Source organism: Microvirga sp. P5_D2, from assembly GCF_054049475.1.
The window spans coordinates 1-11,901 of the sequence record NZ_JBFUMH010000028.1 but is presented as its reverse complement, the minus strand read 5'-3'; the positions used below and the strand labels follow the sequence as shown (position 1 = coordinate 11,901).

At 63.5% G+C, this 11,901-nt stretch carries 13 protein-coding genes; 8 read left to right on the top strand and 5 right to left on the bottom strand.

What is annotated here, in order from left to right:
- The first annotated feature begins 83 nt into the window (after positions 1-83).
- From ACXJKO_RS10425 to ACXJKO_RS10390, 8 genes are all read left to right on the top strand, one after another.
- Positions 84-1,397: an adenylate/guanylate cyclase domain-containing protein gene (locus tag ACXJKO_RS10425; protein ID WP_457091023.1), complete on the top strand. Its 1,314-nt coding sequence runs from the start codon at positions 84-86 to the stop codon at positions 1,395-1,397.
- 72 nt (positions 1,398-1,469) lie between these two features.
- Entirely contained in the window at positions 1,470-2,837 is a 1,368-nt protein-coding gene (locus ACXJKO_RS10420) for an ABC1 kinase family protein (RefSeq protein ID WP_457091022.1), read from the top strand.
- Positions 2,838-2,897: 60 nt separating this feature from the next.
- A complete protein-coding gene (locus ACXJKO_RS10415; RefSeq protein WP_457091021.1) occupies positions 2,898-4,115 on the top strand; it encodes a glycosyltransferase in 1,218 nt (405 codons plus the stop codon).
- Between the two features lie 109 nt (positions 4,116-4,224).
- Positions 4,225-4,518, top strand: coding sequence for an aa3-type cytochrome c oxidase subunit IV (locus ACXJKO_RS10410; protein WP_457091020.1), 294 nt, complete (start codon positions 4,225-4,227; stop codon positions 4,516-4,518).
- Between the two features lie 72 nt (positions 4,519-4,590).
- Entirely contained in the window at positions 4,591-5,727 is a 1,137-nt protein-coding gene (locus ACXJKO_RS10405; protein WP_457091019.1) for a Re/Si-specific NAD(P)(+) transhydrogenase subunit alpha, read from the top strand.
- Positions 5,728-5,742: 15 nt separating this feature from the next.
- Entirely contained in the window at positions 5,743-6,192 is a 450-nt protein-coding gene (locus tag ACXJKO_RS10400) for a proton-translocating transhydrogenase family protein (protein ID WP_457091018.1), read from the top strand.
- Between the two features lie 4 nt (positions 6,193-6,196).
- Positions 6,197-7,594, top strand: coding sequence for an NAD(P)(+) transhydrogenase (Re/Si-specific) subunit beta (locus tag ACXJKO_RS10395; RefSeq protein WP_457091017.1), 1,398 nt, complete (start codon positions 6,197-6,199; stop codon positions 7,592-7,594).
- A gap of 163 nt (positions 7,595-7,757) precedes the next feature.
- Positions 7,758-8,237: an N-acetyltransferase family protein gene (locus ACXJKO_RS10390; protein ID WP_457091016.1), complete on the top strand. Its 480-nt coding sequence runs from the start codon at positions 7,758-7,760 to the stop codon at positions 8,235-8,237.
- A 66-nt stretch (positions 8,238-8,303) separates the two neighbouring features.
- Here the strand turns inward: ACXJKO_RS10390 and ACXJKO_RS10385 are convergent, their stop codons facing one another.
- From ACXJKO_RS10385 to ACXJKO_RS10365, 5 genes are all read right to left on the bottom strand, one after another.
- On the bottom strand, positions 8,304-9,164 hold the full coding sequence (locus ACXJKO_RS10385) for a tetratricopeptide repeat protein (RefSeq protein WP_457091015.1): 861 nt from the start codon (positions 9,162-9,164) through the stop codon (positions 8,304-8,306).
- A gap of 239 nt (positions 9,165-9,403) precedes the next feature.
- Positions 9,404-9,658, bottom strand: a complete 255-nt coding sequence (rpsU, locus tag ACXJKO_RS10380) for a 30S ribosomal protein S21 (RefSeq protein WP_441985031.1) — start codon at positions 9,656-9,658, stop codon at positions 9,404-9,406.
- A 170-nt stretch (positions 9,659-9,828) separates the two neighbouring features.
- Positions 9,829-10,905: a 5-(carboxyamino)imidazole ribonucleotide synthase gene (locus ACXJKO_RS10375; RefSeq protein ID WP_457091014.1), complete on the bottom strand. Its 1,077-nt coding sequence runs from the start codon at positions 10,903-10,905 to the stop codon at positions 9,829-9,831.
- Between the two features lie 4 nt (positions 10,906-10,909).
- Positions 10,910-11,401 carry a 5-(carboxyamino)imidazole ribonucleotide mutase gene (purE, locus tag ACXJKO_RS10370; protein ID WP_457091013.1) on the bottom strand — a complete coding sequence of 164 codons (492 nt, stop codon included), beginning with the start codon at positions 11,399-11,401 and terminating at the stop codon, positions 10,910-10,912.
- Positions 11,402-11,509: 108 nt separating this feature from the next.
- Positions 11,510-11,710: a YdcH family protein gene (locus ACXJKO_RS10365; RefSeq protein ID WP_457091012.1), complete on the bottom strand. Its 201-nt coding sequence runs from the start codon at positions 11,708-11,710 to the stop codon at positions 11,510-11,512.
- Positions 11,711-11,901 lie beyond the last annotated feature (191 nt).

Genomic DNA, 11,901 nt, shown 5'->3' with positions numbered 1-11,901 from the left:
GGCGGGACGGACCATGTCCCTCCATTGACAGGAGCGGCCATCGGGCCGAGCATTTCCGCGCTGCCGGAGCCGCAGGTCCTGTCATGCCCATAGACACCCGCTATGCCAAAAGCGGCGATCTGCGGATCGCCTATCAGGTGGTCGGCCGCGGCTCCGTCGATCTCGTCTTCGTGCCGGGCTTCATCTCCAACCTCGACCATTACTGGGATGAGCCGAACATGGCTCATTTCCTGTCCCGCTTAAGCTCGTTCAGCCGCCTCATCCTGTTCGACAAGCGCGGCACCGGGCTCTCCGACCGTGTCGGCAGCCTGCCCTCGCTGGAGGAGCGCATGGACGACGTGCGCGCAGTCATGGATGCGGTGGACAGCAAGAGGGCTGCGCTCTTCGGAATTTCCGAAGGAGGCGCCATGAGCATGCTCTTCGCGGCGACCTATCCGGAACGGACCCAGGCGCTGATCCTGTACGGCACCTATGCCGATTTCCACACCTGGGTTCTGCCGCCCAAACGCTTCGAGGGATTTCTGGAGAAGATCGACCGGTCCTGGGGACAGGGCGAGAGCCTCAATGCCTTCGCGCCGACGAAGATCAACGACGAGCGCTTCCGTCAATGGTGGGCCCGCTTCGAGCGCCTGGGCGCGAGCCCGTCGGCGGTCATCGCGCTCATGCGCATGAACAGCGAGATCGATGTGCGCCACATCCTTCCCGCGATCCGCGTTCCCACCCTTGTCCTGCATCGCTCCGGCGACACGCGGGTCGATGTGGAGGGCGGCCGCTATCTCGCGGCCCATATCCCCGGCGCAAAATATGTCGAGTTTCCCGGCATCGATCATCTCCTGTGGGCCCATGATGCGAGCCCGATCGCCGACGAGATCGAGGAATTCCTCACCGGTACGCATGGCGAGGACGAGCCCGACCGCGTGCTCGCAACGGTTCTCTTCACGGATATCGTGGATTCGACTCGTCATGCCGAGGAACTGGGCGATCGCGGCTGGCGCGCGCTCCTCGACCGGCATGACCGGATCGTGCGCGGGGAGATCGACCGCTTCCGGGGGCGGGTGATCAAGGTGCTCGGAGACGGATTCCTGGCGACCTTCGATGGCCCCGCGCGGGCCGTTCGATGTGCCAATGCTCTCATGGAGGCACTGAAGGCGCTGGGACTGGAGGTGCGCTGCGGGGTCCATACGGGCGAGATCGAGATGAAGGGAGACGATATCGGCGGGATCGCCGTCCACACCGCATCGCGCATCGCCGCCCTCGCCAATCCACGCCAGGTCCTGGTGTCGAGGACCGTGCGAGATCTCGTTGCCGGGTCGGATCTCATATTGGAGGAGAGGGGCGTCTTCACCCTCAAGGGCCTGAGCGAGCCCATGACGTTGTTCGCAGCCGCGACCCGTTGACGACCTGATCTGGTGTTTGGCGCGTCACGCCATATCTTAAGCTCTCCGGTTCAGAGCAAGAGATCCCACACCATGGCCGATTCCGACCGCGAAGCGAACCGCTTCTCCGCGCGAGCTACCCGTTATGCCCGCGTGGGCGCCAATATGGGCGGTGTGGCCGCGCGCATGGCGGGCTCGCGCCTGTTCGGGCGAGAAGGGGCGGATGCCTCCAATGCGGCTGTGCTTGCGCAGGCGCTCGGCGGCCTGAAGGGACCGATCATGAAGGTGGCGCAGTTGCTCGCCACCATTCCCGATCTCATTCCGCCGGAATACGCATCCGAACTGCAGAAGCTGCAGAGCGAAGCGCCGCCCATGGGCGCGGCTTTCGTGAAGCGGCGCATGCAGGCGGAACTCGGGCCGCAATGGCAGAGCCGGTTCGGCTCGTTCGATCTTAATCCCTCCGCCGCAGCCTCGTTGGGCCAGGTGCATCGCGCCACGACCAAGGACGGCGAGAAACTGGCCTGCAAGCTTCAATATCCCGATATGCAATCCGCCGTGGAGGCGGATCTCAAGCAGCTGGAATTCGTTTTCGCCCTCCACCGCCGCATGGACCCCGCCATCGACACCCGCGAAATCTCCAAGGAGATCGGCGAGCGCGTGCGCGAGGAGCTCGATTACGAGCGCGAGGCCAAGCACGCCGCGCTCTATATGCGGGCTTTGAGCGATGTGGACGAGGTGCGCGTGCCGAATGTGCACCTGGAATTGTCCACCAAGCGACTGTTGTCGCTGCAATGGCTCGAGGGCGAGAAGATTTTGCAATTCACCGAGAGCCCGGTGGAAATCCGAAACCGTCTCGCCATAGCCATGTTCAAGGCCTGGTGGCATCCCTTCAGCCATGCGGCGGTGATCCATGGCGATCCGCATCTGGGCAACTACACGGTCTTCTCCGAGGGCGGGGAGGCGAGGGGTATCAACCTGCTCGATTACGGCTGCGTCCGCATCTTCCACCCGCGCTTCGTCGGCGGCGTGGTCGATCTCTATCGCGGCTTGCAGACCGATGACCGCGCCCGCATCGTCCATGCCTACGAGACCTGGGGCTTCAAGAAGCTTTCGAACGAGCTGATCGACATCCTCAACATCTGGGCCCGCTTCATCTACGCCCCGCTCCTCGATGACCGGGTGCGCACCGTCGCCGATGGAGTGAAGCCCGGCGAATATGGACGCCGGCAGGCCTTCGAGGTTCACAAGGCGTTGAAAGAAAAGGGGCCGGTTACGGTGCCGCGCGAATTCGTGTTCATGGACCGGGCGGCGGTGGGCCTCGGCGCGGTGTTCCTGCACCTGAAGGCCGAGCTGAACTATCACCAGCTTTTCGAGGCCGAGATCGACCGCTTCTCCCTCGATGCCCTGGCTCAGCGGCAGCAGGAAGCGCTGGTAGCCTCCGGTTTACCTTCCCCCATGTAATGAGGTTGCATTTCCGGTCGTGAAGCTTTACAGGCTTACGATACGTTAAGGGGCAGCCAAATGAAGATCGCTTTCGTTCACCAGAACTTTCCTGGCCAGTTTTTGCGTCTGTCAAAGACATTCGTGGCAGAGGGCCATGAGGTGGTCGGTCTGGGAATGCTGCGCGAATCCCCGATCCCCGGCGTAAAGTATTATTCCTACAATGCCGTTCCCGGGCCGGACGACCCCAGATGGGAGAACCGCTATTCCCCGGTCATCCCCCGCCTGCGCCGCGCCTATGGCGTTGCCCACAAGGCGCGGGAACTCGCCAAACAAGGCTTCGAGCCGGATGTGGTGCTCGTCAACACGGGCTGGGGCGAGAACCTGTTCCTCAAGGATATATGGCCCAAGGCCAAGCATGTGGCCTATTTCGAATATTATTACGCGGCCAAGGGTCAGGATCTTGATTTCGATCCGGAATTCCCGGTCGCCAATGAAGAGGTGATCTGGCGGCTTCGTCTCAAGAMTTCCATGCAGCTGGGTGCTCTCGATGCCGCCGACGCGGCGGTGGCCCCCACCCAGTACCAGCGCGATACGTTCCCTGCCTATCTGCGGGACCAGATCAAGATCATCCACGACGGCATCGACACGGATCTTCTCCAGCCGAACCCGGGCATCAAGCTCCAATTCGGTGAGAATTCGGTCAAGTTGACCCGTGATAAGCCGGTGGTCACCTATGTGACCCGCAACATCGAGCCGATGCGCGGGGCGCATATCGTTCTGCGCAGCCTGCCTTACCTCCTCGACATCAACCCGGATTTGCAGGTGGTCATCATTGGCGGCAAGGGCACCAGCTATTCGGGTTCCGCGCCCGAGGGGCAGGCTTGGCTCGACGTGTTCCGCTCCAAGATCGAGCGCCCTGTCGACTGGTCGCGGGTCCATTTCGTCGGCAATCTGCCCTATGACCATTTCGTCAAGGTGCTGCAGGTCTCCTCGGCCCATATCTACATGACCTATCCTTTCGTCCTGTCCTGGTCCTCCATCGAATCCATGGCGCTCGAATGCCGGATCGTCGCCTCGGATACGGCCCCGGTTCGGGAGATCATCACGGATGGGGTGAACGGCCGCCTGTTCCCGTTCTTCGACGAGAAGGCCCTGGCCGAGCGAGTGCGAGAAACCTTGGCGGAGACGGAAAAGTCGGCGGAAATGGCCCGCGTGGGGCGCCAGATCGCCGTGGAAAAATACGATTACAAAACCGTCTGCCTGCCTCAATGGCGCGAGTTTCTTGGGATAAAATAACGCTTTGCCGCGTTCATAAAGTTTCCAAGGAAGCGTCGCGAAAGATTGCGGCGCCTCACCGCATGCGTTAAACGCAGCAATTAACAACCGAAGCTACAAGGCGTGAATCATGGCCGATACAAAACATGCGCCGCATGGGGGTTACAGTCCGGATATGGACGGCCCCACCCATGAGGTGACCTATACCGGATTCGTGCGGTTTGCCGAGATCGGCGCCGCTGTCGTTGCCTGCCACGTCCTCGCGCTGGCGGTCGGCGGCATCAAGCATGCTTGGCTAACGGCGATCTTTGGGGTCATCCTCTCGCTGGTCGCGGGCGGCGTGGGGGCCGTGGCGCCCTCCATCGGGGTCAGGGCCCCGGCGGCGGTTGGCGTTCTGCTGTTGCTGGCGCTGGTCTTCTTCTAATTTTCATCGAACTCGAAAAGCCCTGTTTCAGGGCTTTTTGTTTATCTTCAGTAATCGTTCGCAGGGGGAAGCATGCGGATTGTCGTTTTATCCGAAACCGATGCAGTGGAGACACGTGTCGCCGCCACGCCCGAGACGATCAAGAAATACAAAGGTCTCGGCGCCGATGTGACTGTCCAGGCCGGCGCGGGCGCGAAGGCCGGCATCCCCGATGCGGAATTCGAAGCCGCCGGAGCGTCTATTGCAGCCAATGCGACTGATGCCCTCAAGGATGCGGACATCGTCCTCAAGGTCCGCCGCCCCGGCCAGGGCGAGCTCGAAGGCGTGAAGCCCGGCGCGCTCGTCATCGGCATCCTGGACCCCTACGGCCAGGATGCGGCGCTGAAGGCGCTGGCCGACGCGCAGGTCGCGGCCTTCTCCATGGAGCTGATGCCCCGCATCACCCGTGCTCAGGTCATGGACGTTCTCTCTTCCCAGGCCAACCTCGCCGGCTACCGCGCCGTCGTGGACGCCACCGCCGAATATGGCCGTGCCATGCCGATGATGATGACGGCGGCCGGCACCGTGCCGGCGGCCCGCGTCTTCGTCATGGGTGCGGGCGTGGCAGGCCTTCAGGCCGTCGCCACGGCCCGCCGCCTCGGCGCGATCGTGACCGCCACCGACGTGCGCCCCGCCGCCAAGGAGCAGGTGGAAAGTCTGGGCGCCAAGTTCGTCGCCGTCGAGGACGAGGAGTTCAAGCAGGCGGAGACCGCCGGCGGCTACGCCAAGGAAATGTCGGCGGAGTACAAGGCCAAGCAGGCTGACCTCGTGGCCTCCCACATCGCCAAGCAGGACATCGTCATCACCACGGCGCTCATTCCCGGTCGCCCCGCGCCGAAGCTCGTGACGAAGGCCATGGTGGAAACCATGAAGCCCGGCTCCGTGATCGTCGATCTGGCGGTCGAGCGCGGCGGCAATTGCGAGGTCTCCAAGCCTGGCAAGATCGCGAACCATAACGGCGTGAAGATCATCGGCCATCTCAACGTGCCCGGCCGTCTCGCGGCGACCGCATCGAGCCTCTACGCGAAGAACCTCTATGCCTTCGTCGAGACGCTGATCGACAAGGAGAGCAAGACGCTTTCCGTGAAATGGGACGACGAGCTGGTGAAGGCGACCTGCCTGACCCGGGACGGCGCGATCGTCCACACCGCATTCCAGCCGACCGCTTAATTTCAGGGGGACATCATGGCGACACTCACGCCCGAACAGGCCGTCGAGCAGGCCCGCGCGGCAGCCGCGGCGGCCCAGAGCGCGGCCGATACGGCGCAGGCCCTGGCCGATCAGGTGGCAGCTGCCGCCGGCGCTGCCGTTTCCACCGTCACCCACGGCGCGGTGGACCCCACGGTCTTTCGCCTCGCCATCTTCGTGCTGGCGATCTTCGTCGGCTACTACGTGGTCTGGCAGGTGACCCCGGCGCTGCATACGCCGCTCATGTCGGTGACGAACGCCATCTCCTCGGTGATCGTGGTCGGTGCGCTCCTGGCGGTCGGCGTCAATGTGGCCGATAGCTTCGGCGACGGGCCCATCTGGGCGCGGGCGCTTGGCTTCATCGGCCTCATCCTTGCCAGCATCAACATTTTCGGCGGCTTCCTGGTGACCCAGCGCATGCTCGCCATGTACCGGAAGAAGGGTTGAGGCCATGTCGGCAAATCTAGCCTCGCTCCTTTATCTCGTCTCCGGCGTCCTGTTCATCCTGGCGCTGCGCGGCCTCTCGCATCCCACCACCTCCCGGCAGGGCAACCTGTACGGCATGGTGGGCATGGGCATCGCCATCGTCACGACCCTGTTCGTGTCACCGCCCAACGGTTTCAGCGGCTGGTTCCTGGCCTTCTGGGGCATTGTGATCGGCGGCGTCATCGGCGCGGTCATCGCCAAGCGCGTGCCCATGACGGCCATGCCGCAGCTGGTCGCGGCCTTCCACTCGCTGGTCGGTCTCGCGGCGGTTCTCGTGGCGGCAGGCGCGCTCTATGCGCCGCAGGCCTTCGGCATCGGCGCACCGGGCACGATCCATGGCGGCTCGCTGTTCGAAATGGCGCTCGGTGTCGCCATCGGCGCCATCACCTTCACGGGTTCGATCATCGCGTTCCTGAAGCTCGACGGGCGCATGTCCGGCAAGCCGATCATGCTGCCGAGCCGTCACCTCCTCAACATCGCGCTTGGGCTTCTGCTGGTGGTGCTGCTCGTCACCTTCATCCGCACCGAGAGCCACATGGTCTTCTGGCTCATCGTGCTGGTGTCCTTCGTGCTCGGCGTGACGCTCATCATCCCCATCGGCGGCGCGGACATGCCCGTCGTGGTGTCGATGCTGAACTCCTATTCCGGCTGGGCCGCCGCCGGCATCGGCTTCACCCTGGGCAACCTCGCGCTCATCATCACCGGCGCGCTAGTGGGCTCTTCGGGTGCGATCCTGTCCTACATCATGTGCAAGGGCATGAATCGCAGCTTCATCTCCGTCATCCTCGGCGGCTTCGGCGGCGAGACCGCTGCGGCGGGCGGCGGTGCGGTCGAGACGCGTCCCGTCAAGCAGGGCTCGGCGGATGACGCCGCCTACATCATGAAGAACGCCGCCAAGGTCATCATCGTGCCGGGCTACGGCATGGCGGTCGCCCAGGCGCAGCATGCGCTTCGTGAAATGGCGGACGAGCTGAAGGCGGAAGGCGTGGAAGTGAAGTACGCCATTCACCCGGTGGCGGGCCGCATGCCCGGCCACATGAACGTGCTGCTCGCAGAAGCCAATGTGCCTTACGACGAGGTGTTCGAGCTCGAGGACATCAACAGCGAATTCGCCCAGGCCGACGTGGCCTTCGTGATCGGCGCCAACGACGTCACGAACCCGGCCGCGAAGACGGATCCCGCCTCGCCGATCTTCGGCATGCCGATCCTCGACGTGGAGCGCGCCAAGACCGTGCTCTTCATCAAGCGGGGCATGGGCTCCGGCTATGCGGGCGTCGAGAACGAGCTGTTCTTTCGCGACAACACGATGATGCTCTTCGGCGACGCGAAGAAGGTCGTCGACGCGATCCTGAAGAGCATCTGACGGTTGTTGCTATTGCGAATGAGCGATGCCCGGCCTTAGTGCCGGGCATTGTCGTTTGGGGCAATCCGAGCACTACCCGTCATCACTGGCCCATCGTTTCACGCATGACGAAGTCGGCAAAAACTGGTTTAACGGATCACACTTATGTTCCGGACCGTCTTCCATGTCCTCCATCACCCTACGCGCCGCCCTGCCGCGCGACCGCAATACGGTTGTCGAGCTGATCCATCGCCTCAACGTGTTCGAGGCGGAGCTGACCGGCGACCGGCGTCGGGATTATGGCGCGGCCAATGCTTATTACGATGATCTGATGACCCGCCTGTCCCGGCGTAACGGCCGCATCGTCTTGGCTGAGTCCGGCAGCGTCGTCGTGGCCGCCATGGGCTTCTCGCTGGATCAGGACGCGGCTTACGTGACCGACAATGTACGCCAGCACGGCACGGTGACGGATCTGATCGTCGATGAGGAATGGCGAGGGCAGGGGATCGGCCAGACGCTTCTCGTGGAGGCCGAGCGCCTGACCCGCGAGGCGGGCCTGAAGCGCCTCGTCATCGGGGCCCTGGTCGCCAACGAGCGCGCCGAGCGCACCTACCGCCAGTTCGGCTTCCAGCCTTACGTGACGATTCTTACGAAGGAGCTATAAAGCGAAGGAGCTATAAAGCCGGCGCATGGCGCCGGCTTTGAAAGTCAATCGAGTTATTGCTGCCAATCAGCGGAACAGGCCTGCCACACCGCCCTGGAGGCGCGAGTTGCCCTGGCGGGCGACAGTGTTCGAGCTGTCGAGGGCGAGAGCGCGGGAATAGCTCTCGACGGCACCCTGGCGGTCGCCCTTGCGTTCCATCGCCACGCCGCGCCAGGCCCAGGAATTGGCGTCCTTGTTGTCGACGTTGAGCGCCGCGTTGAAGTCCTCGATGGCCTTGTCGTACTGGTTCGTCGCCACATAGCTCTGGCCGCGGGCGGCGTAGGGCGCGCCCACGAAGGGGTTGCGGTCGATGGTGGCGTCGAAGTCGAGGATCGCCTGCGGGTGCATGTTCTGGCGCTGATAGAGCAGGCCGCGCGAGTGCAGTGCCTCGGCCGATTCGGGCAGCAGGCGGGTCGCCATGTTCAGATCGTTCAGAGCGTCCTGGAAGTTGTTCTGGGCGCGCAGCAGGTTGGCGCGGCCGATATAGGCGGGGCCGTAATTGGGGTCGGCCTGGATCGCGCGGCTGAAATCCGCGAGGGCCTGATCGTTCCGATTCGTCTGGCGCAGGGCCAGGGCGCGGTTCGTATAGGCCGGGGCGTAATTGGGATCGAGCTGGATCGCCTTGGTGAAATCGGCGGTCGCGTCGCTGTAGCGGCCCACGCGGGCGTAAGCCGCGCCACGGGTGTTGTAGGCACTCGGATCGTTCGGATTACGCGAGATCACGTCGGACAGGGACGAGATGTTCACTTGGCTCGTGCCCTGCGTGTCCTCTTCCACCACGGCGATCCGTTGGGTCGGGCCACCACCTGTAGTGCTGCAAGCGGCAAGGCTAAGGGTGGCAAGGGTTAGGCTCACGGGCACGAAACGGCGAATGGATTGGGCGAGCACCTTCGTCTCCAAATTCTTACTCAACGTACTGGAGTAACCATACTGACGGAAAAACCTTAACAGCCGTGAAACACGGCAACAGAAAGGCGAGCCGAACAGAAAAACATGATCGGCATCAATCCGTTGAGCCCGAAACCCCATAATTCCAGGCCCAGACATGCAAACAGCGCCTCTGCTCACGCAGAAGGCGCTGTTTCACAATCGACGGGCTGGCCCCTCGCGGAGCCTGCTTGAAGATCTTAGCGGGGTGCGCCCGTGCGCGGCGCGGGCACCACGCGCGGCTTCGAAGGCAGGAGGCCTTCGCGCTGCATGCGCTTACGGATCAGCTTGCGGGCGCGGCGAACAGCCTCAGCCTTCTCGCGAGCCTTCTTCTCAGAGGGCTTCTCGTAGTGGCCGCGAAGCTTCATCTCGCGGAAGATACCCTCACGCTGCATCTTCTTCTTGAGAGCGCGGAGTGCCTGATCGACGTTGTTATCCCGGACAAGAACCTGCACCGAATTCCTCGTAAATTTTGAACCGTTTCGATTGTGGTAAAAGCAAACGAGGCGCGTCATGCGCACCTCAATACTGGTTGGCGTCGATATCAGAAGGAGCTTTGCCTGTCCAGAGTTGCTTCCGACAAAAGCGCCACGCGAGAGGAATAACGTGCCGGGTCCGGAAAGGTTCAGCCCTTTTCCGGAAAAACCCGGGTCACATGCCCCATCTTGCGACCCGCTCTGGCCTCGGCCTTGCCGTAGAGATGCAGGTGGGCGCCGGGCTCGGCGAGGATCCCCTCCCAGGCGTCCACATCGTGCCCGATCAGGTTCTTCATCTCCACCCGACCGAGCCGGGCGGTCTCTCCCAGGGGCCAGCCGCAGACGGCGCGGATATGCTGCTCGAACTGCGAGGTCACCGCCCCACCGAGGGTCCAGTGGCCGGAATTATGCACCCGGGGGGCGATCTCGTTCACCACCAGACGCTCGCCGCCTTCGGTGACGAGGAATAGTTCGACCGCGAGCACGCCCACGTAATCCAGGGCATCCGCGATGGATTTCGCAATAGCGAAGGCCTCGGCCTCGGTCTTGTAGGAAACGCCGGCCGGAACCCGCGTGACGTCGAGAATGTGGTGGCTGTGTTCGTTGGCGCACAGATCATAAGCGGCGAAGGCGCCGGAGGCGGTGCGGGCGGCTACCACGGAGACCTCCCGCTCGAAGGGCACGAAGCCCTCCAGAATCGACGGCGCGCGGCCGATCTCGTCCCAGGCATCAATAGGATCGGTCCCGGACCGGATCATGACCTGACCCTTGCCGTCATAGCCAAAGCGGCGAGTCTTGAGCACGGCGGGGGCGCCGATGCGCTCCAGGGCGGCCTTCAACTCGGCCTCGTCGGAAAAGGCGGCGAAGGGCGCCACCGGAATGCCGAGGCCCGAGATGAAGCTCTTTTCCAGGAAACGGTCCTGGGAGACCGCGAGTGCCTGCGCATTGGGGGCGAGCAGGGTGTGGGCGCTCAACGTGGCGGCGGTTTCGCTCGGCACGTTCTCGAATTCATAAGTCACCACGTCCACGGATTTGGCGAAGCGCACCAGCTCCGCCTCGTCCTCATAGGCGGCGATGGTTACGTGGGCGGCCACGTCGAAGGCGGGGCTGTTCTCCTCCGGGGCGTAGACATGCACCCGCAGGCCGAGTTCCGCGGCCGCCATGGCCATCATGCGGCCCAGCTGTCCGCCGCCGAGAATACCGATGGTGCAGCCGGGACGGATCATCGGTTCAGCCTTCGTCGGAGGGGCGTTCGGCCACGCTGTCGCTCTGGCGCTGGCGCCAGGCATCGAGGCGCTGGGCCAGGGCGGGATCATGGAGAGCGAGGACTGCGGCCGAGAGCAGGGCCGCGTTCACGGCTCCGGCCCGGCCGATGGCGAGCGTCCCCACCGGAATGCCGGCGGGCATCTGCACGATGGAGAGCAGGCTGTCCTGGCCGGACAGAGCCTTCGATTCCACCGGCACGCCAAAAACGGGGAGGGGGGTCATGGAGGCGGCCATGCCTGGCAGATGGGCGGCACCGCCCGCGCCTGCGATGATCACCTGAAATCCTTGAGCCTTGGCACCCTTGGCGAAGGCCACGAGGCGGTCAGGGGTGCGATGGGCGGAGACGATGCGGGCGTCAAAGGCGATCCCGAGCGCCTTGAGGGTCTCGGCGGCGTGGCGCATGGTGGCCCAGTCCGACTGACTGCCCATGATGATGGCAACGGGGGCTTGCGCCATGATGTGCTCCGGCTCTTTACGCCTTCGATGGTATGAGGCGGACATAACGAAGCAGCCCAAGACAGGCAAGCTTTACAGGCAAGCTTTGCCTCGAACGCTCCAGAGAAATCAGGCGATGATGTCGGGAGTCAGCTGGTCTTCGAGACGGATGATCTGATCTTTCAGGACAAGCTTGCGCTTCTTCAGGCGCTGGACTTGTAGCTGGTCGCCTGTGATCAGGCTCTCGAGGGCATCGATTGCCATGTCGAGATCGCGATGCTCCTGCTTGAGGCGGGCCAGTTGCATTTCCAGTTCGGCCAGTTCGGTCATTGAGCAGCTATCCAGAATGCCCGGTCCCGAGGAACCGCGCGAAAGGGGCCGGATTATGCTCTTGGGGCAAAAGGAGAGCAAGGGCACCGGACCCAAAAGTGGAGTCCACTTTCAGGACCAATCCAATGCTTTTTTAAGCGGCGCATCGTTCGGCGCGAGACCAGCGGTCTACACCATGCGCCATCCCGCAA